Annotated in this window: 24 protein-coding genes; 9 read left to right on the forward strand and 15 right to left on the reverse strand. The window is 69.5% G+C overall.

The genetic code is table 11. From position 1 onward, the window contains the following. Position 1 precedes the first annotated feature (1 nt). Both sfnG and Q1A98_RS03525 read right to left on the reverse strand, forming a co-directional pair. On the reverse strand, positions 2 to 1,108 hold the full coding sequence (gene sfnG, locus Q1A98_RS03520) for a dimethylsulfone monooxygenase SfnG (protein WP_299569904.1): 1,107 nt from the start codon (positions 1,106 to 1,108) through the stop codon (positions 2 to 4). Between the two features lie 34 nt (positions 1,109 to 1,142). Next, positions 1,143 to 2,324, reverse strand: coding sequence for an LLM class flavin-dependent oxidoreductase (locus Q1A98_RS03525; RefSeq protein WP_299569905.1), 1,182 nt, complete (start codon positions 2,322 to 2,324; stop codon positions 1,143 to 1,145). A 507-nt stretch (positions 2,325 to 2,831) separates the two neighbouring features. On the opposite strand from Q1A98_RS03525, the gene Q1A98_RS03530 reads away from it, so the two are divergent. Then, a complete protein-coding gene (locus Q1A98_RS03530; RefSeq protein ID WP_299570548.1) occupies positions 2,832 to 4,010 on the forward strand; it encodes an ROK family transcriptional regulator in 1,179 nt (392 codons plus the stop codon). Positions 4,011 to 4,028: 18 nt separating this feature from the next. On the opposite strand, the gene Q1A98_RS03535 is transcribed toward Q1A98_RS03530, so the two are convergent. The 6 genes from Q1A98_RS03535 to Q1A98_RS03560 all read right to left on the reverse strand — a co-directional run bounded on the left by Q1A98_RS03535 (position 4,029) and on the right by Q1A98_RS03560 (position 10,857). Next, on the reverse strand, positions 4,029 to 5,297 hold the full coding sequence (locus tag Q1A98_RS03535) for an MFS transporter (protein WP_299569907.1): 1,269 nt from the start codon (positions 5,295 to 5,297) through the stop codon (positions 4,029 to 4,031). A gap of 82 nt (positions 5,298 to 5,379) precedes the next feature. Beyond that, the gene (locus tag Q1A98_RS03540) at positions 5,380 to 7,572 is read right to left on the reverse strand and encodes a molybdopterin dinucleotide binding domain-containing protein (protein WP_299569909.1); all 2,193 of its coding nucleotides are present in this window, start codon (positions 7,570 to 7,572) and stop codon (positions 5,380 to 5,382) included. An 83-nt stretch (positions 7,573 to 7,655) separates the two neighbouring features. Next, positions 7,656 to 8,504, reverse strand: a complete 849-nt coding sequence (locus Q1A98_RS03545) for an ABC transporter permease (protein WP_299569911.1) — start codon at positions 8,502 to 8,504, stop codon at positions 7,656 to 7,658. Next, positions 8,501 to 9,496, reverse strand: a complete 996-nt coding sequence (locus tag Q1A98_RS03550; RefSeq protein ID WP_299569913.1) for an ATP-binding cassette domain-containing protein — start codon at positions 9,494 to 9,496, stop codon at positions 8,501 to 8,503. The genes Q1A98_RS03545 and Q1A98_RS03550 overlap by 4 nt, the downstream gene beginning before the upstream one ends. A gap of 176 nt (positions 9,497 to 9,672) precedes the next feature. Further along, positions 9,673 to 9,957 carry a hypothetical protein gene (locus tag Q1A98_RS03555; RefSeq protein ID WP_299569914.1) on the reverse strand — a complete coding sequence of 95 codons (285 nt, stop codon included), beginning with the start codon at positions 9,955 to 9,957 and terminating at the stop codon, positions 9,673 to 9,675. 18 nt (positions 9,958 to 9,975) lie between these two features. Next, a complete protein-coding gene (locus Q1A98_RS03560; RefSeq protein ID WP_299569916.1) occupies positions 9,976 to 10,857 on the reverse strand; it encodes an SDR family oxidoreductase in 882 nt (293 codons plus the stop codon). A 98-nt stretch (positions 10,858 to 10,955) separates the two neighbouring features. On the opposite strand from Q1A98_RS03560, the gene Q1A98_RS03565 reads away from it, so the two are divergent. Next, a complete protein-coding gene (locus Q1A98_RS03565) occupies positions 10,956 to 11,531 on the forward strand; it encodes a TetR/AcrR family transcriptional regulator (RefSeq protein WP_299569918.1) in 576 nt (191 codons plus the stop codon). Here Q1A98_RS03565 and Q1A98_RS03570 read toward each other — a convergent pair. After that, positions 11,520 to 12,227 (reverse strand): hypothetical protein, encoded by a 708-nt coding sequence (locus Q1A98_RS03570; RefSeq protein ID WP_299569920.1) that lies wholly within the window; start codon positions 12,225 to 12,227, stop codon positions 11,520 to 11,522. The genes Q1A98_RS03565 and Q1A98_RS03570 overlap by 12 nt on opposite strands. A 129-nt stretch (positions 12,228 to 12,356) precedes the next feature. On the opposite strand from Q1A98_RS03570, the gene Q1A98_RS03575 reads away from it, so the two are divergent. Then, the gene (locus Q1A98_RS03575; RefSeq protein ID WP_299569922.1) at positions 12,357 to 14,360 is read left to right on the forward strand and encodes an SDR family oxidoreductase; all 2,004 of its coding nucleotides are present in this window, start codon (positions 12,357 to 12,359) and stop codon (positions 14,358 to 14,360) included. Here Q1A98_RS03575 and surE read toward each other — a convergent pair. After that, positions 14,351 to 15,151: a 5'/3'-nucleotidase SurE gene (gene surE / locus Q1A98_RS03580; RefSeq protein ID WP_299569924.1), complete on the reverse strand. Its 801-nt coding sequence runs from the start codon at positions 15,149 to 15,151 to the stop codon at positions 14,351 to 14,353. The genes Q1A98_RS03575 and surE overlap by 10 nt on opposite strands. Positions 15,152 to 15,195: 44 nt before the next feature. Here surE and Q1A98_RS03585 point away from each other — a divergent pair, with 44 nt between their 5' ends. Continuing rightward, positions 15,196 to 16,023 carry a DNA-formamidopyrimidine glycosylase family protein gene (locus tag Q1A98_RS03585; RefSeq protein ID WP_299569926.1) on the forward strand — a complete coding sequence of 276 codons (828 nt, stop codon included), beginning with the start codon at positions 15,196 to 15,198 and terminating at the stop codon, positions 16,021 to 16,023. A 2-nt stretch (positions 16,024 to 16,025) separates the two neighbouring features. On the opposite strand, the gene Q1A98_RS03590 is transcribed toward Q1A98_RS03585, so the two are convergent. Beyond that, positions 16,026 to 16,832 (reverse strand): enoyl-CoA hydratase, encoded by an 807-nt coding sequence (locus Q1A98_RS03590; protein ID WP_299569927.1) that lies wholly within the window; start codon positions 16,830 to 16,832, stop codon positions 16,026 to 16,028. 116 nt (positions 16,833 to 16,948) lie between these two features. On the opposite strand from Q1A98_RS03590, the gene Q1A98_RS03595 reads away from it, so the two are divergent. Genes Q1A98_RS03595 through Q1A98_RS03610 form a run of 4 tightly spaced genes read left to right on the forward strand, consistent with a single transcriptional unit; the run spans position 16,949 to position 20,023 of the window. Continuing rightward, positions 16,949 to 17,368: a TOBE domain-containing protein gene (locus Q1A98_RS03595; RefSeq protein WP_299569928.1), complete on the forward strand. Its 420-nt coding sequence runs from the start codon at positions 16,949 to 16,951 to the stop codon at positions 17,366 to 17,368. Continuing rightward, on the forward strand, positions 17,368 to 18,162 hold the full coding sequence (gene modA, locus Q1A98_RS03600) for a molybdate ABC transporter substrate-binding protein (protein WP_299569930.1): 795 nt from the start codon (positions 17,368 to 17,370) through the stop codon (positions 18,160 to 18,162). Before Q1A98_RS03595 ends, modA begins: the two co-directional genes overlap by 1 nt. Next, on the forward strand, positions 18,159 to 18,962 hold the full coding sequence (locus Q1A98_RS03605; RefSeq protein WP_299569931.1) for an ABC transporter permease: 804 nt from the start codon (positions 18,159 to 18,161) through the stop codon (positions 18,960 to 18,962). Before modA ends, Q1A98_RS03605 begins: the two co-directional genes overlap by 4 nt. Then, positions 18,959 to 20,023, forward strand: a complete 1,065-nt coding sequence (locus tag Q1A98_RS03610; RefSeq protein WP_299569933.1) for an ATP-binding cassette domain-containing protein — start codon at positions 18,959 to 18,961, stop codon at positions 20,021 to 20,023. The genes Q1A98_RS03605 and Q1A98_RS03610 overlap by 4 nt, the downstream gene beginning before the upstream one ends. Before the next feature lie 19 nt (positions 20,024 to 20,042). Here the strand turns inward: Q1A98_RS03610 and Q1A98_RS03615 are convergent, their stop codons facing one another. Then, the gene (locus tag Q1A98_RS03615; protein ID WP_299569934.1) at positions 20,043 to 21,041 is read right to left on the reverse strand and encodes a 4,5-dihydroxyphthalate decarboxylase; all 999 of its coding nucleotides are present in this window, start codon (positions 21,039 to 21,041) and stop codon (positions 20,043 to 20,045) included. 147 nt (positions 21,042 to 21,188) lie between these two features. Here Q1A98_RS03615 and Q1A98_RS03620 point away from each other — a divergent pair, with 147 nt between their 5' ends. After that, positions 21,189 to 21,830 carry a TetR/AcrR family transcriptional regulator gene (locus Q1A98_RS03620; protein ID WP_299569936.1) on the forward strand — a complete coding sequence of 214 codons (642 nt, stop codon included), beginning with the start codon at positions 21,189 to 21,191 and terminating at the stop codon, positions 21,828 to 21,830. Between the two features lie 2 nt (positions 21,831 to 21,832). On the opposite strand, the gene Q1A98_RS03625 is transcribed toward Q1A98_RS03620, so the two are convergent. From Q1A98_RS03625 to Q1A98_RS03635, 3 genes are all read right to left on the reverse strand, one after another. Continuing rightward, complete coding sequence (locus Q1A98_RS03625; protein ID WP_299569938.1) at positions 21,833 to 22,402, reverse strand: dihydrofolate reductase family protein; 570 nt, start codon at positions 22,400 to 22,402, stop codon at positions 21,833 to 21,835. Between the two features lie 73 nt (positions 22,403 to 22,475). Further along, positions 22,476 to 23,432 carry an adenylate/guanylate cyclase domain-containing protein gene (locus tag Q1A98_RS03630; protein ID WP_299569940.1) on the reverse strand — a complete coding sequence of 319 codons (957 nt, stop codon included), beginning with the start codon at positions 23,430 to 23,432 and terminating at the stop codon, positions 22,476 to 22,478. Further along, a complete protein-coding gene (locus Q1A98_RS03635; protein ID WP_299569942.1) occupies positions 23,429 to 24,610 on the reverse strand; it encodes a TetR/AcrR family transcriptional regulator in 1,182 nt (393 codons plus the stop codon). Before Q1A98_RS03635 ends, Q1A98_RS03630 begins: the two co-directional genes overlap by 4 nt. Positions 24,611 to 24,654: the final 44 nt, after the last annotated feature.

The following is a 24,654-nucleotide window of genomic DNA, read 5'->3' on the forward strand; positions in this document are numbered from 1 at the left end:
GTCAGGCAGGGACCTTCTGTGAGGCCTCGATCTCGCGGACGAGCGGCAGGACCTTCTCGCCGAAGTACTCGATCTCCTCCTGGAAGTGCAGGAAGCCACCGAGGATGAGGTCGACGCCGAGACGCTTGTAGGCGACGATCCGCTCGGCGATCTGCTCCGGGGTGCCGATCAGCTGCGTCTTGAAGCCGTCGTTGTACTGGACGAGGTCCTCGAACTTCGAGTCCGCCCACATGCCCTTGCCGTCCGAGGTCGACTTGCCGGCCTGCTGCACCGAGTCCCGGAAGCCCTCCACCGCGGGCTTGTTGGCCTTCTCGATGATCTCGCGCAGGGTGTCGTGGGCTTCCTTCTCGGTGTCGCGGGCGATGATGAAGCCGTTGAGACCGAACTTCGTCGAGCGGTTGTGCGCCTGTGCGACCGACCGCAGGTCCTCGATCTGCTCGGTGACGCCGTCGAAGTCCTTGCCGTTGGAGAAGTACCAGTCGGCGAACTGTCCACCGTTGCGGCGGGCCGCGGTCGAGTTGCCGCCCTGGAACAGCTCGGGGTTCGGGCGCTCGGGGGTGTTGAGCGGCTTGGGCTTCAGCGTGAAGTCGCGGATCCGGTAGAAGTCGCCGGCGAACTCGACGTTGTCCTCGGTCCAGATCTTGCGGATCACCTCGAGGAACTCGGCGCTGCGGCGGTAGCGCTCGTCGTGCTCGAGCCACGGCTCGCCGAGGGCCTTGAATTCACCGGAGAACCAGCCGGAGACGACGTTGATGGCGAAGCGCCCGTTGGACAGGTGATCGGCGGTGGCGCCGAACTTCGCGAGGACGGCCGGGTGCCACAGGCCGGGGTGGATGGCCGCGATGACCTTCAGCTTCTCGGTCGCCAGCAGGAGCGCCAACGAGAACGACGTCGACTCGTGCTGGAACTCCGCGCCGTACGACGCCATGTAGCGCACCTGCGAGAGGGCGTATTCGAACCCCACACGCTCCGCGGTCTGGGCGAGCTTCTTGTTGTACTCGAACTCCCAGTTGGTCCGCTGCTCGATGTCACTGGTGACCAGCCCACCACTGACGTTGGGAACCCAGTAGGCGAACTTGATCTCGTCGGCGATGCCGTCGGTGCTCATGTGTGTCTTCCTTGTCGGTGTTTCGGATCAGGTCTCAGGACGCGCTCGCGGGCTCCAGGGCGGAGAGGAAAGCCGTTCCCGTCCGCCCGGTGTCGGGGGCGGGGTCGTCGTCGAGCAGTCCCCGTCGGGCCAGTGCCGGTCGGACACCTTCCCCGACGTGGTACGCCTCCTCCAGATGGGGGTAGCCCGAGAGGATGAAGTGGTCGAGCCCGAGAGCCGCGTATTCGGCGATGCTGTCGGCGACCTCATCGTACGAGCCGACCAGCGCGGTTCCCGCTCCGCCGCGGACCAGGCCGACTCCCGACCAGAGACCCGGGTGGATCTCCAGCGAGCGCGCGTCGCGGGACGTCACGAAGTCGTCGCCACCGCCGTGCAGTTCCCGCATCCGACGTTGGCCCTCGGACTCCGAACGGGCCAGCGACGCCTGCGCCTGACGCACGACAGCGGGGTCGAGGGCATGAAGAAGCCGATCGGCCTCGGCCCACGCCGCCTCCGACGTCTCGCGAGCGATCACGTGCAGCCGGATGCCGTACGTCGGGGAGCGACCGACGTCGCGGGCGAGGTCACGGATCCAGTCGATCTTGGCGGCGACCGCGGCCGGCGGCTCACCCCATGTGAGGTAGGTGTCGGCGTGACGCGCCGCGACAGCGCCGGCGGCGGGCGACGAGCCACCGAAGAAGATCGGCGGTACCGGATCGGGGCGACGCGGGATGTCGGCGTTCTCGACGCGGATGTGGTTGCCGTTCAGCGTGACCGGCTCGGAACCGGTCCACAGTCGGTGCAGCACCTCGAGGAACTCGCCGGTCCGCTCGTACCGGGCGTCCTTGGTCAGGAAGTCGCCGTAGGCGCGCTGCTCTGAGCTCTCCCCGCCGGTGACGACGTTGATCAGCAGGCGCCCCTGCGACTGCCACTGCAGCGTCGCGGCCATCTGTGCGGTCAGCGTCGGGCTGACGAGTCCGGGGCGCGCGGCGACCAGGAACTTCAGTGTGTCCGTCGCGTCGGCGAGCAACGCCGCGGTCAGCCAGGCGTCCTCGCACCACTGACCGGTCGGGATCAGGACCGAGGAGAAGCCGTTGATCTCGGCCGCAGCGGCCAGTTGCTTGAGGTACTTCAGGTCCGCGGGGCGGTCGCCGCGCATACCGCTGCCGTGGCCGCCGGCGATGAGGTCGCGCGAGTCCCCGTAGGTGGGCAGGAACCAGTGCAGATCCACGGGCACGCGGCATCCTTCCGTCGTCGGGTCGAGGTCGGGGTCCAGTGTGGCGTGCGGCTTCTCGCCGATGCGGACTTTTACGCGCCGTGAGCGAAACCCCACCGCCCTGACCTGCGACGTCCCGCTTTTGCCGCCCCCGGTTCGCCTTGCTAGATTCAGCGACATGCCGAGCACGACGTCGTCCATCCCGGAGGTCACCTACGTGATCACCGCGCTGGGCTGCCGTCTGCCTTTCGCACGTCTTCTCTGTCGCACGAATCTCTGAGCCATCCCGGTCGTCGGCTCGTCGCCCGATCACCGGATCCCAGACATTCGCGTTCACATCCCTGCACGTCGCGCCGGATGTGGCACATTCGACAGGACATCTCCATGACCGCATCGCTCGACCACGTCACCACCCGCCGCCGGCCCGCCGGCCCCCGTCCGCTCTACGCCGGAGCGCGGACGCGACCGGGATCCCGACCACTGGCCATCGGCGCGGCCGGGGGCCCGCTGACGACGAGGACACCGGTCATCCACATCGCGACGCCACAGCTGCAGCTGTCGACGAAACCGTCGGCGGTCGTCCTGCGCATCGCCCGTCTGCAGGGTCCGATCTTCCGCGACGACGCCGCCGCGCAATCCGGGCTGTCCATCTCGACGGTGAACCGTCAGGTCAGCGCGCTGCTGAAGGCGGGGATCGTGCGGGAGCGCGCCGACCTCGCGCCGGCCGGCGCCATCGGCCGTCCCCGACTGCCGTTCGAGGTCAACACGACCGATTTCCTGACCGTAGGCATCCACATCGGGCTCAAGGTCACCGCCATCACCACCCACGACCTGCAGCACCGTGTGGTCGGGGCCATCCAGATCCCCACCCCCGTCGGTGACACCCCGGAGCAGACGCTGACGGCGATCGGACTGTCGGCGCGACGGTTCGCGTCACGGTGGCCGTCGCAGCGCGTGCTGTGGACCGGTGTCGCGATCGGAGGTCGCGTCGCCGAGGGCGGTCTCGTCGACCATCCCCGCCTCGGCTGGACCGCGGCGCCGGTCGGTCCCGTGCTGTCGCAGACCATCGGCCTGCCCGTGTCGGTGGCCTCGCACGTGGAGGCGATGGCCGCGGCCGAACTGCTCGTGAACCCCGAGTCCCTCTCCGACGGCGACGGTCCCGGCAGCTTCCTGTACTTCTACGCCCGCGAGATGGTGGGCATCGCGTTCACGGTCGGCGGCACCGTCTACACCCCGACCGCCGGTCCGCCGGTCATCGGACACTTCCCGATCGGCGCGACCACCTGGCTCGACCCGGAGAAGACCGGACGCCTCGAGCCCGCGGTCAGCGACACGGGCATCGTCGACGCCGCCCGCGCGGCCGGACTGGCGGCCGAGCAGGTCGAGGACGTGCACGCCGCGGCCGCGGCGGGGGAGGAGATCGCGTCGGCGATCCTGCTGGAGCGTGCAGAGGTGCTGGGCCGCACGGTCTCGCTGATCGCCGACATGTTCAACCCCGACCACGTCATCCTCGGTGGTCAGGCGTTCACCGACGCCCCGTCGACGTTGCCCGCGGTGGCCAGGGCGGTCCGGTCCACACCGGCGGCCGCCAGCCGCGACGTGCGGGTGACACGCGCCGGTGCGTCGGTGCAGCAGCAGGCCGCCGGCGCGGTCTCGTTGGACGCGGTCTACAGCGACCCGCTCGCCGCGCTCGCGCTGACCGCCTGAGCAGCCCCGGGCACCCGGTCAGACCAGATCGGGTGCCCGTTCGGGTTCGGCGGCGGTGAAGTCGACGGCGGTGGCCTGTGATCCGACGGCCGTCAGCACGGCGACCGCGATCGCGGCGATGGCCACGGTCGTCGCCAGGGCTGCCGGGTAGCCGTACCGCGACGCGAGGGTCTGCTGCAGCGGCAGGTTCAACGCCGCGATCACGTTGCCCAGCTGATAGGTGACGCCGGGGTAGAACCCGCGGATCGCGTTCGGCGACATCTCCGACAGGTGCGCGGGGACCGCGGCCCACGCGCCCTGCGTCGTCGCCTGGATGAGGAACGCACCGAGACACAACATCCCGGCCGACGTCGAGTAGGCGAAGATCGGGATGAGGGGGAGTGTGAGGAGGGCGCCGATGACGATCGCGCCCTTGCGGCCGATCCGGTCCGACGCCCACCCGAGGATGAACCCGCCGATGATCGCGCCGACGTTGTAGATCACCGCGATCCACGTGGCGGTGGTCGCGTCGAGCCCGGCGCCGCGATCCTCGGTCGACTTGAGGAACGTCGGATAGATGTCCTGGGTGCCGTGCGAGAGGAAGTTGAACGCCGCCATCAGGATCACCAGGTAGACGAACCGTCGCAGGATCGTCGAGTCGAGGAAGACCTTCCGCACCGACGTGTTGTGCTGCTTCAGCGTCTCCTTCGTCGTCACCCACACCTCGGACTCGGAGACGCCGAGGCGGATGATCAGGCTGACCAGCGCGGGGAGCAGGGACAGGGCGAAGATCCACCGCCAGCTGAGATCCAGCCAGGAGTGCACGAGCAGATAGGCGAGCGACGCGAGCAGGTATCCGCCGGCGTACCCGCCCTGCAGGATGCCGGAGAAGAAGCCGCGGCGGTGCGCGGGCACCTTCTCCATCGACAGCGCGGCGCCGAGCCCCCACTCGCCGCCCATGCCGAGGCCGTAGAGCAGGCGCAGCACGAACAGCACCCAGTAGTTCGGGGCGAACGCGCACAGGAAGCCGACGACCGAGTAGAAGCAGACGTCGACGATCAGCGGTGTGCGGCGGCCGATCTTGTCGGCCCACAGACCGAAGAGATACGCACCCACCGGTCGCATCACGAGCGTGACCGTCGTCAGGTACGCCATCTTCTCAAGCGAGACACCGAAGTCGTCGGCGATCTCCTTGTAGACCAGCACGAGGATGAAGTAGTCGAACGCGTCCATCGTCCAGCCGAGGTAGCTGGCGGCGAACGCGGACCGCTGATCGGAGTCGAGCTTGTCTGCTGCCGTGGCCCGCATGCGTCGGGCTTACCGCACGAAACCCGGTGCACACCAGGGGCATACACCGGGTTCGTCGGTTTTCGGAGGATTGTCGCGGTGCTCAGTTCCGGGCGGGCCGCACGCTGACCGGGATGTTGCTCATGACCGGCTGACCGCTGTACCGGTCGTAGGCGTCGCCCACCGACGACAGCCTGGCGGTCGACGCCCCCGCCTGACCCGCGGGCTCGTCGTCCAGATCGTCGGCGTCACCCCAGGCGTGTGTCATCGACACCAGCCCCCGCCGCAACCCGGGATCGACACCGGCGACGGCACGGACGGTGGCTCGTGGGGAACTCACCTCGACCGCGTCGCCGTCGACCACGCCGATCGCCGCGAGGTCGTCGGGATGCATGTACGCCGGGTTCTGCGGGTCGGCCTCGGTGAGGGCGTCGAGCGTGTGGCCGCCGGAGTTGTACCGGGTGAACATGCGTCGCGAGATCACGCGGAACGGGTAGTCCGCGCCCGCCCACGTCGAGGCGTCGGCGGTCATCTCGCGCGCCACGTCGGCGAGGTCGGTGAGCATCTGTGCGTTGCCCACGTCCAGGCGGTGCTCCCACCCCGCGTCCTTCTCGGCGACATGGATGTCCGACTCGAAGACCGCACCGTGGGGATGTCGCTTGACCGTCTCCAGGGGCACCCGTGCCTTCGCGGTCAACAGTTCGAACAATTCCTCCTCGTCGGGCGTGACCGACATGTCGATGGGGTAGGCGGTACCGGTGGGCCCGTTCATGTCGATCGGACGCAGCGACAACTCCAGACCGAGCCGTCGGGCGAGACCGAAGAAGAACTCCCACTCCGCGATGACGTCGGAGCCCTCTGGCGGCTCGACGACGGCCGGCGTGTACTGCGCGTGCGGCTTGTTCCAGCCGAACCCGGGAGCGTAGGCGGGGAGCATGTCGAAGAGCGACGTCATCGCGGGCATCTCCAACGACAGCTTCGGCGCGATGACGTAGTCCGCGCGACGCGCGGTGGCCGACATCCACGGGTCGATCTGCACCAGCATCTCCAGGCTGTCGAGCGCCTCGACCACCTTCCGCTGGTCGGGCCACGCCGCCACCGGGTTCCCGCCGCAGCTCATCAGCACCCGGATGCGCTCGGGTCCGTCGAGCAGGATCTCGTCGGCGACGGCCGCGGTGGACGGTCCGGCGAGACTGTCGGCCAGTCCTCGTACGCGCAGCGGCTGGCCGAACCCGTAGGCGGTGACCGGCGGGAACGCCATCGCCATCGCCGGGAACGGTTCGACGAGGGTGCCGGGGTTCCACACCTTCTCGCCGGCCGTCAACCAGCGGCCGCAGATGGTGTTGAGACACAGCAGTAGGTACTCCAGCAGCGTGCCCGCGGCCGCGGACATGTTCGGCCCGGTGCCCGCCGTCGCGACGCCCCGCGGGCCGGCCGCGAACGTCCGGGCGATCGTCACGATCTCGTCCGCGTCGACGTCGGCCAGCGCGGCGACGGCCTCGGGGGTGAACGGTTCGACGGCGCGGCGCAGGTCGTCGAGCCCGCCGACGTCGGATGCCACGAAGTCGTGGTCGTAGAGCGATTCGTCGATGATCACCCGCAGGATGGCGGCGACGAGCGGGATGTCGGTACCGGGTCGCGGCTGCAGGTGGATGTCGGCCTTGCGTGCGGTCTCGGTGACGCGCGGGTCGATGACCATCAGGCGGTAGCCGCGCTGCTGGGCCTTCTTCAACCACTGCCGCGGGTTGACGTTCGGCAGACCACCGGAGACGGCCACCAGCGGGTTCGCGCCGATGATCAGGCCGACGTCGGCGTCGTCGAACCCCTGTGGGGGTGCCAGCCAGATGCCCAGCAACCCCTTCGCGATGGCCTTACCCGGTTGGTCGATCGTCATCGCCGTGAACCGCCGTGGAGAGTCGATCGCGTTCATCAAAGCGATCTGCATCGGGGCCGTCGCCGGGTGCACCTGCCCGTAGGTGCCGCCGTAGTTGGCGACGGCCAGTGGCCCGTGGTCGGCGAGCACCTGGCCGATCTTCGCGGCGATCTCGTCCATCGCCTGCTCCACCGGTATCGGTGCATAGGTGCCGTTCGGCTGCCGCTTCTGCGAGTGCAGCAACCGGTCGGGGTGGGTGTGCTGCTCCGGCAGCTGGCGGCCCTTCACGCACGTGTACCCGCCGAACAACTCGTTGTCGCGGTCGCCGCGGACCTTCACCGGGACCCCGCCGTCGACGTCGACCAGGATCGGGCAGCAACTGTGGCAGAAGCGGCAGTACGAGGGTGTGGTGGTGACCGCCATGACGGGCCTTCCGAGCGGGGGTGATCGCTCGACGGTAGCCCCGCCACCGCCCACCCTGTCCCCGGAAACGGCGGATTCGGCGGTCAGTCCGACGTGCGTTTGTTGTACGCGCGCAACGCGAACGGCGCGATGACCAGCGTCAGGCCGATCGACCACAGGACGCTTGCCAGCACCGGGTGGTGGAGCGGCAGGGCGGCGCCGGGAGCGGCGTCGGGTCCGTTGCCCCACAGCACGCGAAGGGCCTGCACCAGCGACGAGATCGGGTTCCACTCGGCGATGGTCCGCAGCCAGGTGGGCATCGGGCCGGTGGGGACGAAGGTGTTGGCCACGAACGTGATCGGGAACAGCACCGTGAACATCACGCCGTTGACGGCCTCGACCGACCGCATCAGCGAGCCGACGAAGATGCCCCACCAGATCATCGCGAAGCCGAACACCACGATGAGCGCGAAGGCGAGGATCGCCTCGCCGGCGTTCCCACGTATCCGCCATCCGATGAGGAGACCCGTCAGCGCCATCACCGCGATTCCGATCGACGAGTGGAGGAGTCCGGCGATGCTGCGGCCGATGAGCACCGACGACCGGTTGATCGGCAGTGACCGGAAGCGGTCGATGATGCCCTTCTCGAGGTCGCCGCAGATGCCCGTCGCGACGATGAACGCCGAGAAGACGATGGTCTGCCCCATGATGCCGGGGAGCAGGAACTCCTTGTAGTCGACGCCGCCGGTCTGTGTGATCGACGCACCGAAGACGTAGGCGAACAGCACCACGAACATGATCGGCTGCACCGTCACGTCGGCGAGCATCTCCGGCATGCGCTTGGTGTGGATCAGGTTGCGCTTCACCATGATCCAGGACTGCTGGATGACGGTGGTGCGACGGATCTCGGGGGCGGTGAGCGACACCGCGGGGGGTGTGACGGTGGCGGTCATGCCGGGATCTCCTGCGGGGCGTCGGTGGTGGTGTCGGCACGATGACCGGTGAGGGAGAGGAACACGTCGTCGAGGCTGGGTCGCGACAGGCCGATGTCGTCGACGGCGATGCCGCTGTCGGTGAACCAGCCGATCACCCGGTTCATGTCGGCGAGGCCGTCGGCGGGTGCGGTGAGCCGGCGGGCGCCGGTGTCGACGAAGACCTCCCCGCCGGTCTTGCGCAGCAGTGACTCGGCGGCGGGGATGTCGTCGGCGTGGGAGACGGTGAGCACCAGACTGGCCTTGCCCGCCTGCTCCTTGAGGTGCAGCGGGGAGCCCTGCGCGATGACCTTGCCCTTGTTGATGACGACGATGTCGTCGGCGAGCTGGTCGGCCTCCTCGAGGTACTGCGTGGTGAGCAGCAGTGTCGTGCCCTGCGCGACGAGCCCGCGCAGCACGTCCCACAGCTCCGAGCGGCTCCGGGGGTCGAGCCCGGTGGTCGGCTCGTCGAGGAACAGCACGGGTGGCGCCGTGAGCAGGCTGACCGCGAGGTCGATCCGGCGGCGCATGCCGCCGGAGTACGACTTCACGGGGCGGTCGGCGGCGTCGGCGAGCGAGAACTGCTCGAGGAGTTGATCGGAGATGCGACGCAGGTCGCGGCGGCGGATCCCGTACAGCCCACCGACCATCGCGAGGTTCTCGCGACCGGTGAGCAGCTCGTCGACGGTGGCGGCCTGCCCGGTGAGACCCATCGTGCGACGGACCGCGTCGGGTTCGACGACGACGTCGTGTCCGGCGATGCGCGCGGTGCCGGACGTCGGTTGCGTGAGCGTCGTCATCATCCGCACCGTGGTGGTCTTGCCGGCGCCGTTGGGGCCCAGCAGGCCCAGCACGCTGCCGCGGGGGACGGAGAAGCTGACGTCGTCGACGGCGAGGGCGTCCCCGAACTTCTTCACCAGTCCGATCGCCTCGATGGCGGGGGTGTCGGACGAGGTCGGGGCGGGGGTCGACATGGCCGTCAGGGTATCGGCGGAGTCGGACAAATCGCCATCGGATTTCGGGCTGGGTGCGGTCATCGGTGAACCTCTCGGACGGGCGGGAGTCACGAGTTCTGACCGGCTCGGCGGTCGGAACTCATCGGTGGGAGTCGTCCGGGATGTCCGGAACCCGTCGGAATCGACGTGTCAGGTCAGCGATCGAGGTAGAACTGCGCGATCTCGGTCCCGACGGCCGCCGCGACGGCTGCCGTCGTCGCGTCGACGCCGTCCCGTTCGGCGAGCGACGCTGCCAGGTCCGCGCCGCGCAGACCGTCCTCGCGGATCAGCGCCCACGCGCGTTCCATGAGCCGCACCGACGTCGGGTGGTCGAGATCGGGTCGGGTGGACCGCAGCGCCGTGGCCGCCCAGTCGGCGTCGAACGTCCCGCGCGGCGGACCGAACACCCGCTCACCCGAGGAATAGCTCTGCGGCTCCACGCTCCCGACGGTACGGGTTCACGGTGTGATCAGCTCGAGATCCTCCAGCAGGCCCGGATGGGTGGGGTCCCAGCCGAGTTCCGTGCGGGTCCGACGGCTCGACGCGGGCTGGTCCATCCGGAAGACCGACCCCAGCGCACCGAACGTCTCGTCGGGGACAGGCCGGACGGGGACCCCGAGCCGGCGGCCGATCACCTCTGCGGTGTCGGCGACGCGCACACCCTCCTCGGCGACCGCATGCCACGCGGTGCCGGCCGGCGCCTTCTCCAGCGCCAGGCGGAAGAGGGCGGCCGCGTCGTCCGCGTGCACCGCCGGCCAGCGCTGGGTGCCGTCACCGGGGACGCCGGAGACCCCGGAGCCGCGCGCCATGGTCGTGAGGATGCCGGCGAACCCGCCCTCGCCGTTCGCGTGCACCGTGCGCGGCATGCGGACCGCGACCGACCGGACACCCTGATCGGCCAGGGCGAGAACACCCGTGACCGTGCGTGACCGACCCGCGACCGGGCCCTCGAGGGGGAGCGGGTCGTCCTCGGTGGCGACCTCGCCGGCCATCATCGGCGTCCCCGACACCACGGCGAAGGGGCGATCGCTGTCCCGGAGGGCCTCGCCGATCGCCCCGACCGCGGCGGACTCCTCCTCGATCGCTCGAGCCCAGGCGTCCTCGCTGAGCGCCGAGTGGTCGAAGGCGAGGTGGACGACGCCGTCGGCGTTCCCCGCGGCCGCGCGGACGACGTCGAGGTCGGAGATCGACCCGCGGACCGGCTCGGCTCCCGCGTCGGCAGCGGTGCGGGCCGACAAGTCCGAGCGGGCGAGTGAGCTGACGGTGTGACCGTGCGCCACGAGTTCGCGCACCACCGCTCCGCCGATGAGTCCTGTTCCGCCGGTGACGAACACGTGCATGGTGTCTCCTGATCTCGGGCCGCGTCGAGTGATGCGACATCTGTCCCGTCACCGTACACCGTGATGCGACACGTGTCGCATCACCTAGACTCGTCGGCATGGCCCGATGGGAACCCGATGCGCGTGAACGGATGGTCGTGGCGGCCGTGGATCTGTTCACCGAGCAGGGCTACGACGAGACGACCGTCGCGCAGATCGCCGAGCGGGCCGGGGTCACCAGGAGCACGTTCTTCCGCCACTTCTCGGACAAGCGCGAGGTGCTCGTCGCCGGGCAGGAGACGCTGAGCACGCTCCTCGCCGAGGGCATCGCCCAGGCCCCGGCGGGCGCGACAGCTCTCGAGGCCGTGGCCCAGGGCCTGCGGCGTGCCTCGGAGGTGATGGGTGCCGCGAATCGTGAACGGGGACCGCGGATCCAGGCCGCCGTCGAGGCGAGCGCCGAACTGCAGGAGCGCGACGCGCTGAAGAGTGTCGGGCTGGCCGCGGCGATGCATGGTGCGCTGGTCGAGCGGGGCGTCGCCGAGACCACCGCGCACCTCGCCGCCGAGCTGGGCGTGCTCGCCTTCAAGATCGGGTTCGCCCGCTGGACCGAGGACCCCTCCGTCGACGTCGCACTCGCCGACCTCGCGATCATCGCGCTCGACGAGTTGCGGACCACCGCCGCCTCACTGACCTGACAGGCTCACGGACCGACGGCGTGAGCGGAGCATGAGCACGCCGAGAGCGGTGATCGCGATCCCGCGGGGCGCCTCGTAGACGAACCCGGACAGAAACTGGGTCGCGGGGATCGGCAGGAAGAAGCCGAGCATGCCGACCGTGGTGAGAGCGCCGATCCACCGCGGTACGGCGCCCGAGCGCAGCAACCCGACCCCGAACGCCGCAATGCCCGCGAGCATCACGACACCACCGACGCCGTTCACCGCATCGAATGCCGTGGTGCCGAGCATCGAGTCGTCGTCGCTGATCAGACCTGCCGTCGCCGGGTCCGCGGCCAGTGGTTGCGCGACGAACACCTCGACGACGAGGTGCGCGCCCGCTGTCACGAGGTTGCCCAGCAGATAGGCCAGCAGACCGATCGACCCGAGGCGCCCGATGCGTCCGTCGAGCCACCCGTGCAGAGTCGGGAGCCCGAGGATCAGCAGGACCGTCCCGACGGCCAGCAGCACCTGGGCGAGTGGGGAGAGCGGAGCGGTGAGGGCGTCCACCGAATGGGAGCGGCCGTCGACGATGGGGTGGAGAGTCCCGCCGGTGACACACAGGGCACCGCCTGTGACGAGCGCTGCGCCGCCGGCGCGGACGCGGGTCGTCGGGAGGAAGCCCTCGGGACGGTTCGGCAGGTCGGTGGTCACGGGAGCGTGTGCGATCGATGTCATGGCGGGAGTCTCACCAGGACCGCTGGGAAGCCACTGGGACGGCGCCCCGATCTGGGCAACCGCCTGTGTGCGGGGTGCTCGGTGGGCGACGATGGACACCGTCTTCTGCCCGCACGACACGGAGGTGTGATGTCCACCTACATAGTCACCGGCGCGACGGGGTTCCTGGGGCGACGGGTCGTCGCCCGTCTCCTCGAGCGTGAGCCCGGTGCGACCGTCCACGCCCTGGTCCGATCGTCGTCGGTCCCGCGGATCGAGCGCATGGCGGCGGACTGGATCGGTGGCGACCGGGTGATCCCGCTGGTGGGTGACCTCACCCAGCCGGAGCTCGGACTCGGCGACGACGCGCCCGCCGCCGACCACGTCGTGCATCTCGGTGCCGTCTACGACATGACGGCCAGTGCGGCGGAGTCCGAGGCGGCCAACGTCGCCGGCACGAGCGCCGTGATCGACCTCGCGCGTCGACTCGACGCGACGCTGCACCACATCTCGTCGGTCGCCGTCGCAGGCGATCACCGTGGCCTCTTCACCGAGGACGACTTCGACCTCGGCCAGGGACTGCCCTCGCCGTACCACGAGACGAAGTTCATGGCCGAGAAGATGGTCCGCGAGGCGGCCGGACTGCGGTGGCGCGTCTACCGGCCCGCGATCGTCGTCGGGGACTCCGAGACCGGCGAGATGGACAAGATCGACGGTCCCTACTACTTCTTCACCGCGCTGCGCCTCCTCGCCCAGCTGCCGCACCTGCTACCGACGCTGGTGCCGAACATCGGCGACACCAACATCGTCCCGGTCGACTACGTCGCCGGCGCGATGGTCGAACTGATCCACGGGTCCTCGGATCTCGACGGTCGCGCGTTCCATCTCGTGAACCCGCGTCCGCAGTCGGCGTCGGAGGTGTTCGGTGCCCTGGCGCGCGCAGCCGGCGCACCGACTGTCGTCGGGGCCATCCCCGAGGCGATCTCGACCCGCGCGCTCGCGGCGACGGAGCTGCCGGGCATCAAGATCGCCCGCGACCTCCTGCTCGACCAGATCGGCATCCCGCCGGTGATCCTGGAGCACATGGCGTTCCCGTCGGTGTTCGACTCGTCGGCGACGCAGCGCGAGCTCGCCGGCACGGGCCTGTCGGTGCCCGAGTTCTCCGAGTACGCCGACGTGCTGTGGGACTACTGGCTCCACCACCTCGACCCGAACCGTGCCCGTCGCCCCAGCCCGGAGGGCGAGCTGGCCGGGCGTCGGGTGATGATCACCGGCGGCTCGTCGGGCATCGGTCTCGCGACGGCACACAAGGCTGCCCGGCGCGGCGCCCGCGTCATCCTCATCGCCCGCGGCGCGGAGGATCTCGAGGCCGCGGTCGAGGAGATCCGGTCCGCGGGCGGCGACGCGCACGGCTATCCCTGCGACATCACCGACGACGAGTCGGTCGACATCACCGTCAAGCGCGTCCTCGACGAGCACGACCACGTCGACTTCCTCGTCAACAACGCGGGTCGGTCGATCCGACGGGGCATCGTGCACTCGACCGAGCGCATGCACGACTTCGAACGGACCATGAGCGTCAACTACTTCGGGGCCGTGCGCCTGGTGCTCGCGTTGCTGCCGAGCATGCGGGAGCGGCGATTCGGGCACATCGTCAACGTCTCGTCGATCGGCGTGCAGACCAAGGTCCCGCGGTTCTCCGCCTACGTGGCCAGCAAGGCCGCGCTCGACGCGTTCAGCGACGTGATCTCCTCGGAGCTGCACGACGACGGGATCACCTTCACGTCGATCAAGATGCCGCTCGTGCGTACCCCGATGATCGCGCCCACCACGATCTATCAGTCGTTGCCGACGTCGTCCCCCGACGACGCCGCGGACATGGTGATCCGGGCGTTGGAGAAGCGGCCCGTCCGCATCGAGACACCCGTCGGGACGATCGCCGAGTTCACCGGCATCTTCGCCCCGCGTTTCAAGAACCTGCTGCTGCACCAGGCCTACCGGCTGTTCCCGGAGTCCGCGGCCGCGAAGGGCGAGAAGCCTGTGGAGAGCTCGTCGTCGAAGAAGGGCTCCAAGCCGCCGGTGCCGGTGCCGAACGCGTCACTCCCGGAGTCGGCGAAGCGGATCGCCCGGCTGATCCCCGGCGTCTACTGGTGAACGGACATCCGCTCGGTCAGCTCGCTCGCGATCGCGGCGAGGTGGTCGGCGGATGAGGGGGTGCCGGTCACCGGCACCACCGACAAGCTGATCCGTCCCGATCGCAGGACGGCGGTGTCGGTGCCGGGCGCCGGTTCGGGTCCGGGTTCGAAGGCGAGCTGGAACTCGGGGCCGTCACCGGAGTAGCCCATCCGACCCATCGGCAGCGGGTCGGCGGTCGCGGCCGACGCGGTCAGCGGTCGGGGTGCCTCGGCGTTCGGGATGTTGACGTTGAGGACGGCGCCGTCGGGAATGAGGTCGGCAGGTGCCGGGCCCGCGAGCAGCGCGGTGACCGCGCGGACGGTGTCATCGAAGAGATCGGTGGTCGGCGTGGTGTCCCACGCCATGTGCGTCGACACCGCGATCGCCGGGCAGCCGAACCCGGTGGCGCACACGGCGGCCCCGACCGTGCCCGAGAAGTGCACCGCCTGGCCCGCGTTCGCGCCGGCGTTCGCCCCGGACACCACCAGGTCGGGCGCTGCACCGAGCACCGTGCCGAACACGTGGGTCAGCCCGAAGATGACGGAGTCGGCGGGGGAGCCGTCGACCGACCACACCGGTTCGTCGTCACCGTGGGGCCGCGCCACGGTGAGCTTCCCCGACGACGAGATCCGCGCGCTCGCGCCGCTCTGGTTGGTCGCCGGTGCGACGACGACGACATCGTGCCCGTCGGCGCGGAGCCCCTCGGCGAGCGCCGTGATCCCGGGCGCCTCCCAGCCGTCGTCGTTGGTCAGCAGGATCCGCAGGCTCATGCCGCCGACGCTATCGGCCCCGGCGCAACAGGCACGATGGGGGAGTGCCCGAAGGTGACAGCGTCTACGTGGCCGCCCGCAAGCTCGACGTGCTCGTCGGCCGGACGGTGACCCGTGGCGAGCTCCGCGTCCCCGCCCACGCGACCGCCGATCTCTCCGACCACACCGTGCTCGGACTGGACACCCACGGCAAACACCTGCTGACCCGGTTCTCCGACGACCTCACGCTGCACACGCACATGCTCATGACGGGCAGCTGGACGGTGTCCCGGCAGGGCAAGTGGTTGCCGCGCGACATGATGCTCGACGTCCGCGTCCTGCTGCGCACCACGTCGTCCACCGGCGGCGACGGCCCCGCGGCCTACGGCGTGAAGATGCCGATCGTCGAGCTGATCCGCACCGCCGACGAACACACCGTGATCGGTCATCTGGGACCGGACCCGCTGCGCGCGGACTGGGATCTCGACGAGGCCGTGCGCAGGATGACGGCCGACCCCGACCGCGCCGTCTCGGCCGTTCTGCTCGACCAGCGCTGCGTCGCCGGGTTCGGGAACCTGTGGGTCAACGAGCTGTGTTTCCTGCGTGGCCTCAACCCGTGGAGGCCGATCGGTGAGGTCGACGTGCCGGCCCTGCTCCGCCTCGGCCGCAAGGCCATCCACCACTCGGCGACCGTCCCCGGTGCCTACCAGGTGACCACCGGCAACTCCCGGCGCGGCGAACAACACTGGGTCGCGGGCCGCAAGGCCAAGCCGTGCCTGCGGTGCGGCACCCCGATCCGTGTCGTCGACGAGGTCCCGAACGATCCCGAGCGTCGCCGCACATGGTGGTGTCCGCACTGTCAGCCGGGACCCGATGCGCCACGGACGGAGTGACGTCAGTCCTGGAAGACCGGCGGCCGCTTCTGTTTCCGGGCCTTCACAGCCTCCTGGAAGTTGCCGGTCAGCAGTCGGATGAAGAGCTGACCGATGCCCTCGGCGTGCATGTGTGAGGTGAGCGACGACGCGTCGAGGCCTGCCCACAGGGTCTTCTTGGTGAGCTCGATCCCGGGTCGGCTCCAGCCCGCGATGGTCTGGCCGTACCGGACGGCCTCCCCGACGACGTCCGCCTCGTCGACGACGCGCGAGACCAGCCCGATGCGGTCGGCCTCGGCCGCGTCGACGTCGCGGCCCGTCAGCATGATGTCGAACGCCCGCGACGAGCCGATCGCGCGGGGGAGCAGGTAGCTCAGTCCGAGCTCGGATGCGCTGAGCCCGTTGTTGATCCCCGCCGCGCGGAAGTAGGCGCCGGTCGCTGCGACGCGGATGTCGCAGGCAAGGGCGAGGCAGAGGCCGCCTCCGATCGCGGCGCCGTTCACCGCGGCGATGACCGGCTGGTGCATCCCGCGCAGCGTCGTCACGAGGTCGTCGAGAAGCTCCATCATCCGCAGAGCGATGGTGGGGGTGGTCAACCCGCCGATGTGCGGGACGTCGGGGACGTCGCCGCTCTGGTCGGCGCCGGAACAGAAGCCCGACCCGGCACCGGTGAGGACGACGGCCCGCACCGAGGTGTCGTCGCTGAGGGCCCGCAACGTGTCGCGCAGCGGGATCATGACCTCGAACGCCATCGAGTTCATCCGCTCGGGACGGTTGAGCGTGACGACGGCGATGTCCGGCACAGGGCGGTCGACGAGCACGAAATCCATACCGCAATGAGAACACGTTCTCGTTTTGCGGGGAATCCTTGACACGGTACCGGGAGCACCCTCCGCAGATGCGGACTGAATGACATCACTGAGCCGCATCTGCGTACGATCGCGTCGTGACACCCCTTCGCGTCCGCCGCGCCGCCGAATTGCTCGGCGTGAGCGACGACACCGTGCGTCGGTGGATCGCCGGGGGCGATGTCGCGTCCTCGACGGACGGTGCCGGTCGTACCGTCGTCGACGGCGCCGACCTCGCCCGGTTGGCGAGCCGCCGTGCCCCCGAGCCGCCGACCGACGGCACGGGCGTCGGACGGTCGGCGCGCAACCGGTTCGTCGGCCTCGTCACCGACGTCCGCTCCGACACCGTCATGTCGCAGGTGACCATGCAGTGTGGCCCGTTCGAGGTCACGTCGTTGATGAGTACCGACGCCGTCCGGGATCTGCACCTGGAGGTCGGCGTCGTCGCGACCGCCGTCGTCAAGGCCACCACCGTCATCGTCGAACGCCCCGACAGCTCCGTGGAGAAAGAGAACTGATGACCCGCAACCGCCTTCGTGTCGCCGGCCTCGTGCTCGCGGTGGCCGCGCTCGCCACCGCCTGCTCGTCGAACGACACCTCGGGGTCGTCGGCCGCGTCGGGCTCCTCCTCGGCGAGCGACGCGCCCGTCACGCTGACGGTGTTCGCCGCCGCCTCGCTGAAGAAGGGCTTCACCGAGATCGCGCAGGACTTCGAGAAGGCGCACCCGAATGTGAAGGTTCGGACCACGTTCGACGGGTCATCGGCTCTGGTGACCCAGATCAAGCAGGGTGCGAGCGCCGATGTCATCGCCACCGCCGACCAGAAGACCATGACCTCGCTCGGTGCCGATGCGCTCGACTCGACGACGTTCACCCGCAACGTGCTGACCATCATCACCGCGCCCGGCAACCCCAAGAACATCACCTCGGTCCGTGATCTCGCCCGCTCGGGTGTCACGACGGTCCTGTGTGCCCCGCAGGTCCCGTGCGGTAACGCCGCCGCGATCGTCGAGAAGAACACCGGCGTCGACATCCGCCCGGCCAGCGAGGAGACGTCGGTGTCGGGCGTGGTGACCAAGGTGACGAGCGGTCAGGCCGACGCCGGCCTCGTCTACACCTCCGACGCCAAGGCCGCCGGGACGAAGGTCGCGGCGGTGAACGATCCCGCCTTCGCCGCGGTGGTCAACGAGTACCCGATCGCGACGGTGAAGGGCACGCAGCACGCCGGCGAGGCCAAGCAGTTCATCGACCTCGTCACCGGCACCGAGGGCCAGCAGGTGTTGAGCGCGTTGGGGTTCGGCGCCGGACGGTGAGAAAACAGCCGGGCGCGCGCGGTGTACCCGTCTGGCTGTACCTGCCCGCGCTCATCGGGTTGGCGCTCATCGTCATCCCCCCGATCGCCCTCACCCAGCGTCTGCCGTGGCGTGACTTCTTCTCGTCGATCACCTCCGAATCATCGCTGCAGGCACTGGAACTGAGCCTGCGTACCGCCGTGGTCAGCACGGTGCTGTGTGTGATCATCGGGGTGCCGATGGCGGTGGTGTTCGCCCGATCCGACGGAGTGGTCCTCCGGGTGGTGCGCGCACTGGTGCTCCTGCCGCTGGTGCTCCCTCCGGTCGTCGGCGGCATCGCGCTGCTCTACGCGTTCGGTCGTCGCGGGTTGATCGGCGAGCACCTCACCGTCCTCGGCATCGACATCGCCTTCTCGACGACGGCGGTCGTCCTCGCGCAGACCTTCGTGGCGCTGCCGTTCCTCGTCATCAGTGTCGAAGGCGCGCTGCGGGTCTCGGGATCGTCGTACGAGCAGGTGGCCGCCACGCTCGGCGCCGGTCCCACCCGCACTCTGCTGCGGGTGACCATCCCGCTGGTCGCCCCGGCGCTGCTGAGCGGGCTGGTTCTCGCCTTCGCGCGGGCCCTCGGTGAGTTCGGCGCGACGATCACGTTCGCCGGCAACGCGCCGGGCGTCACGCAGACCGCGCCGCTGAAGATCTACGTCGACGAGATCAACGACCCCCAGCAGGCGCTACCGCTGTCGTTCGTGCTCATCGTCGTCGCGCTCGTCGTCGTGATCGCGGTGCATCTCCGTCGGCCCGGTGCGGGGAACGCGCTGTGACACTGCGTGTGCGGGCGACGTCGGCCGCCCCGGACCTCGATGTCGACATCACGGTGCCCGACGGGTCGACGGTGGCGGTGCTCGGTCGCAACGGCGCGGGCAAGAGCAGCCTGCTCAACCTCGTCGCGGGTCTGCTGCGGCCGACGAAGGGCTCGATCAGCGTGGGCGGGCGGACCCTCGTCGACGACGACACCTTCGTCGCACCGCACCGACGATCGGTCGCCCTGCTGGGCCAACAGGCGCGACTCTTCCCGCACATGACGGTCGCCCGCAACATCGCCTTCGCCCCCGCCTCGGCACGCCTGGGACGCCACGAGATCCGACAGCGGGTCGAGCGGTGGGCCGATGCCGTCGACGTCACCGACCTCCTCGACCGCAAGCCGCATCAGCTCTCCGGTGGGCAGGCGCAGCGGGTCGCCGTCGCCCGCGCGCTCGCCGCCGACCCCGCGGTGTTGCTCCTCGACGAACCGTTCTCGGCGCTCGACGTCGACGTGGCGGCGCGCCTGCGCACCCTCGTCGGACGGGTTCTCGCCGACCGTGGACGCATCGCGCTGCTGGTCACCCACGACCTCGTCGACGCCGTCACCCTCGCCGACACCGCCGTCGTGATCGCAGGGGGTCGGGTCACCGCGCACGGACCGGTCCGCGACGTACTCGCCCGCCCCACCGACGATTTCGCCGCACGGCTGGCCGGGCTGAACCTCGTGACCGGTCGTTGGGACGGAGAGGCCGTGACCGCCGACCGCGTGCGGGTCGTGGGTGAACCATCGGCGGATGCCGTCCCCGCCACAGGTGGAGGCGCGACCGCCGTCTTCGATCCGACCGCGGTCGCGGTCTACACCGAGCCTCCGGCCCACGGCAGCCCGCGCACGGTCATCGCGGCCCGGGTCTCCGAGATCGCACCGGCCGGCTCCCGTGCCTCGGTCCGCTGTGTCGCAGGACTCGCCGAGATCACCGCCGAGGTCAGCTGGGCTGCGGTCGCCGACCTCGGACTCGTTGCCGGAACAGATGTGTGGCTGACGGTGAAGGCGGCCGAGGTGAGGGTCTACCCGACGCGCTGACCGTTCCGGCTGATGACGATCACGTGTCGAGCAGAGCCGGCACGATGATCTCCTCGACCTGCAGACGGCGCCGCGTCAGGCCTTGCTCGTGGCTGTACCGCAGGAAGGTGTCCACCGCAGTGCGATTGGCCGAGGTGCCGTAGGGCCACCAGTCCTCGCCGAACAACGCCCGGTTCGATGCGAACAGGTCACTGAACCAGGGCGTGATGACGGACATGTGCTGCTTGGACGCCCCCTCGAGGTACTGCTTCTGGACGATCGTCTTCGCCTCGTCGAACCCGGCGTACAGATCGCGCATGAAGGCCGCGTCCGCGGCGAGCTCACGACGGACCGCGATGGCGTGCATCATCGGGAAGATGCCGGTGCGCTCGTAATAGTCGCGTTCCACCGTGCGGTGATCGGGGAAGAGTCGGCGGATCCTGTGCGACGTGCCGTCGAGGAACGTACGCGGGACGTCGACGGAGAACAGCGCGTCGATCTCGCCCCGCTCGAGCATCTCCGCCAGCGTCTCGTCCGGTCCGGCGTGACGGACGTCCACACCCCCGGGGATCGGCTGGGGGATCCAGTCGAACGACGGTATGGGGTGATCGGTGCCGCCGATGACCCACGACATCTGGTCTGGGGTGATCCCGTACTCGTCGTGCAGGACCCCCTTCATCCAGACACCCGGATCATGCCCCCAGAGGGCGAACTCCCCGACGATCTTGCCGACTAGGTCGGAGGGGTGGTCGATCCCCGCGTCCGCGTTGACGAACAGCGCCGAATGGCGGAAGTTGCGGTTGGGGAAGATCGGCAGCGCCAGGAACGGCGAGTCGTCCTGCTCGAAGGTGCGGACGAAGTAGGTCAGCCCGTATTCGGCGATGTCGAGCCCGCCGCCCGCCGCCTCGCGGAACAGATCCGAGATGAGATCAGCACTCACGAGGGGCTTGTCGACACCGTCGATGTCGACGCGTCCGTCGAAGAGCGGCTCCGTGTGTTCGTAGCGGTACACGCCCATGCGGTGTGCTGCTCGCGTCATCTCGTCGTCCTCTCTGTCGGCTGCACCACGACCACGCTCAGGGTTCGACGACCGGGTGCCGATCTCACGATTCTTCATACTCTGGAGTCCACTCCATGTCTAGAGTTAACTACAAAATGTAGAGAGTTCGGTGTTAGGGTCGCGAGCGTGACCGAGGCCAGTCTCCGAGAGCGCAAGAAGCGACGCGCGCGTGCCGAGATCGCGAATGCTGCAGCACGTCTCTTCGGTGAGCGTGGGTACGAGAACGTCTCGGTGGCAGACGTCGCCGCCGCGGCCGAGGTCTCGCCGCAGACCGTCTACAACCATTTCGGGACGAAACGGGACCTCTTGTTCGACCGTGACGAGGAGGTCACGTCCACGCTCGTGCGGCTGGTGACCGCCCGACCCCGCGGGGTCTCGCCGGTCGCGGCGGTCCGTCCCGCTTTCCTGGCCGAGGTCGACATCCTGCGCGGGAGGTCGCCCGGCGAGTCGGCGGGCGACCTACCCGCGTTGTGTGCGACGAGCAGCGAGGTTCGGCGCTATGTTCTCGAGTCGCGCGACCGCCAGGCGGATGCGCTGACGGCCGCGATCGTCGACACGGGCGACGAGGACGAACTGTTCACGGCGAAAGCCTGTGCGGCCGCGCTCCTGTCGGTTCTGCAATCGTTCGTCGACCACGTCGGACGCCGCATCGTCGACGGTGCACGCCCCGGTGATGTCGCCGACGAGGTCGAACCGATGGTGGCGGCGGCGCTCGACGGGCTGGAGCGCCGATGCTCTCCGCGCCGTCGGAAAACGAAGGCGGACTGACCTCAGTCGGCGTGGACGACGTCGAAGACCTGCTTCTGGATGCCGTTGCCGTAGGCCTCGTGTTCGACGAGGCGCAGATGCGTGCTGTCCTTGTCCGCCTCGCTGAACAGGCGCTTGCCCGCCCCGAGCAGTACCGGGAACACCAGCAGGTGGTAGCGATCCACGAGGCCGGCGTCGGCGAGTGATGCGCCCAGAGATGCGCTGCCCTGCACCAGGATCGGGCCGCCTTCGGTCTCCTTCAGTGCGGCGACGTCGTCGACCGAGCGTAGGATGGTGGCCGGCCAGCGGTCGTCGTCGGACTCCAGCGATGTCGAGACCACGTAGCGGGGGAGGGTGTTCATCTGGGCGAACTCCTCCATCGTCGGCCACACCGGGGCGAACGCCTCGTAGGAGGTGCGCCCGAAGAGCAGGGCTCCGCTCTCCTGCTGTTCGCGGCCCTTGATCTCGTAGGCCGCCGGGTCGAACTCGATGCTCTCGAAGGTCCAGCCCGAGTTGCGGTAGCCGGGTTCGCCGCCGGGTGCCTCCATGACCCCGTCGAGTGAGACGAACGCGGTGACGATCAGCTGTCGCATGAGAACTCCTGAGGCCGGGATGATCTGTTGGCGATGTAGACCGCCGATGTCGCCGGAACTCATCGCCCGATGGTCAGCGGCCGCTCTCGGCGGATTGGTGATCGCGGTTGTACTCGATGACGCGGGCCTTGAGATGGCGGTAGCCGCGAACGCTCAGCGTGCCGATCGACTTGAAGAAGAACCGGTCGTCCTCGACCACGTCGGCGAGCGCGGAGTCGCAGAGCGACGTCCCGGGACGGGCCGATCCCGTCAGGCGGGCGGCGATGTTCACCGGCTCCCCGAACACGTCGCCGAAGCGTGTCAGCACGCGGCCGTAGGCGAGACCGACCCGCAGCGGCGGGAAGTCGTCGAGGTCGGAGATCGAATGGAGTTCCAGCGCGATCTCGACGGCGGACGCGGCGTCGTCGACGGCGAACATCACCGCGTCGCCGAGTGTCTTGATGACTTGGCCACCGCGCTCGGTGACGATCTCGCTCGCCTTCACCTCGAACGTCTCGAGGAGCGTGTTTAGCTCCTCCATGCCGATCTTTCGCGACAGGCTCGTGTACCCGACGATGTCGCAGAAGCCGATGCTCAGGTCGTGGCGTTCGTCCCCGTTGGCGCCGCGGTCGACCGAGAGGTTGCGCAGGGCGGCGGCGAGATGGCGGCGCCAGATCAGGGTCTGCACCCGCCCCATCGCCGTGGCCATCTGGGCCATGCTGATGTCGTTGTCGGGATCGTTCGCCATCTCGTGCAGGCGGTAGGCCTGCCAGTCCGCGAGGCGCGACATCGTCTGCCCGATCGACCGCGCCGCGGCGACCGTGGTTCCCTCGGGCGCGGCGGCGTACGCCGCGATGACCGTCCCCATCGCAGCGAGGTCGTCCTCGGTGAAGATCGCCTCGGCGCGGTCGTCATGGGCGAAGCCGAAGGCCCGCCAGAGTTCGTGGGCGAAGTCGGCGTCGACGCCGAGCTCGGCGACTGCCTGGTCGCGGCTGAACACCGGCGGCCCGCCGAGCAGCGCATCCTCGATGTCGGACAACGGATCGCTCACAGTCCCAGGACACCTCTCATCAGGCAGGCCAGCTGCGCGGGCAGCTCGGGGCGCATCCGCCCCCGCCGCATCCGCACCGCGTCGTTGGCGATGCTCAGCGCGGCGTGCACGGTGACCGCGGCCTCCGCCGGCGCCAGACCGGGTTCGATCTCGGTCACCAGCGTGATCCAGCGTCGCACGTAGTGGTGCTGCGCGGCGAGGAGATCCTGCGCATCGGTCTCCCTGAGCACCGGACCGTTGTTGAACGCGACGGACAGGTCCGGTGTCGTGCTGAGAACCGTCACATAGGACTCGACGAGTGCGCCCAGGAACTCCTGCGGATCGGTGGTCGCCGCGCGGGCCGCCATCGCGCCCGCCTCGAGACGCGCGGCGCTGCGGCGCCCGATGTCCACGAGGATCGCGACCTTGCTGGGGAAGTGTTTGTAGACGCTGGGCCCCGTGATCCCGACGGCCTCGCCGATCTCGTCCACACCGACATGTCCGTACCCGCGCCGCTCGAACAGGTCGGACGCCGCGTCGAGGATCTCCCCGCGGCGACTGTCGGCAGGTGTGCCGGGCACGGCGACGTGCGTCAGGGGCGGCGCGTCGTCGGGTGCGACAGCGATCGCCCGCCGGACCAGCTCCGCGAGCCGGGCCTGGGCGCGTCCCACCGGGATCCGTGTGCTGTGCGCGGACGTGCTGCCCACGATCGACAACACGGCCCAGGCGATGAGTCGGGTGGTGCGCGGCGTGAGGTCGTCGCGGTCGAAGGTCAGGGCGGCGGCCCAGCGGTCGAGGATCTCGCCCGTGCGGCGGCGCACCTGGACGTTCTGCTCGTCCGAGAGGAACACCCCGTTCCAGCGCCAGAGAATCGCGGCGTCGGGACGGTGCAAACCCATCCGGCAGGCCGCCGCGACGAGGGCGTCCCGCTGTTCGGCGCGATCGCGTGGCGGTGTCGACAGCGCGCCGTCGGTGCACGCCTGGAGGTCGTCGACGCGCGCCATCACGGTCTCCGCGAGCAGCGTCTGCTTGTCCGCGAAGTGGCGGTAGACGCCCGGCGCGGTCACCCCTGCCGCCCGCGCGACGTCGGCGACGGACACCCGGGCGTATCCGCGCTCGGCGAAGAGCGATGCCGCGGCGTCCAACAGGACGCGACGACGGTCGGGGTGTCGACGCGACCGAGCGGGAGCGGAAGTCATGGTGAACCGACATTAGCGCACAGATGACCATCGATGAACCTTGT

The organism is uncultured Williamsia sp. (assembly GCF_947494875.1).
Lineage (GTDB): Bacteria > Actinomycetota > Actinomycetes > Mycobacteriales > Mycobacteriaceae > Williamsia_A.

Bases quoted from the DNA above. Each gene is read 5' to 3' on its own strand.
- sfnG (WP_299569904.1), bottom strand. From the start codon at position 1,108: ATGAGCACCGACGGCATCGCCGACGAGATCAAGTTCGCCTACTGGGTT.
- Q1A98_RS03535 (WP_299569907.1), bottom strand. From the start codon at position 5,297: ATGCGGGCCACGGCAGCAGACAAGCTCGACTCCGATCAGCGGTCCGCG.
- Q1A98_RS03540 (WP_299569909.1), bottom strand. From the start codon at position 7,572: ATGGCGGTCACCACCACACCCTCGTACTGCCGCTTCTGCCACAGTTGC.
- Q1A98_RS03545 (WP_299569911.1), bottom strand. From the start codon at position 8,504: ATGACCGCCACCGTCACACCCCCCGCGGTGTCGCTCACCGCCCCCGAG.
- Q1A98_RS03550 (WP_299569913.1), bottom strand. From the start codon at position 9,496: ATGTCGACCCCCGCCCCGACCTCGTCCGACACCCCCGCCATCGAGGCG.
- Q1A98_RS03560 (WP_299569916.1), bottom strand. From the start codon at position 10,857: ATGCACGTGTTCGTCACCGGCGGAACAGGACTCATCGGCGGAGCGGTG.
- Q1A98_RS03565 (WP_299569918.1), top strand. From the start codon at position 10,956: ATGGCCCGATGGGAACCCGATGCGCGTGAACGGATGGTCGTGGCGGCC.
- Q1A98_RS03570 (WP_299569920.1), bottom strand. From the start codon at position 12,227: ATGACATCGATCGCACACGCTCCCGTGACCACCGACCTGCCGAACCGT.
- Q1A98_RS03575 (WP_299569922.1), top strand. From the start codon at position 12,357: ATGTCCACCTACATAGTCACCGGCGCGACGGGGTTCCTGGGGCGACGG.
- surE (WP_299569924.1), bottom strand. From the start codon at position 15,151: ATGAGCCTGCGGATCCTGCTGACCAACGACGACGGCTGGGAGGCGCCC.
- Q1A98_RS03590 (WP_299569927.1), bottom strand. From the start codon at position 16,832: ATGGATTTCGTGCTCGTCGACCGCCCTGTGCCGGACATCGCCGTCGTC.
- modA (WP_299569930.1), top strand. From the start codon at position 17,368: ATGACCCGCAACCGCCTTCGTGTCGCCGGCCTCGTGCTCGCGGTGGCC.
- Q1A98_RS03615 (WP_299569934.1), bottom strand. From the start codon at position 21,041: ATGACGCGAGCAGCACACCGCATGGGCGTGTACCGCTACGAACACACG.
- Q1A98_RS03625 (WP_299569938.1), bottom strand. From the start codon at position 22,402: ATGCGACAGCTGATCGTCACCGCGTTCGTCTCACTCGACGGGGTCATG.
- Q1A98_RS03635 (WP_299569942.1), bottom strand. From the start codon at position 24,610: ATGACTTCCGCTCCCGCTCGGTCGCGTCGACACCCCGACCGTCGTCGC.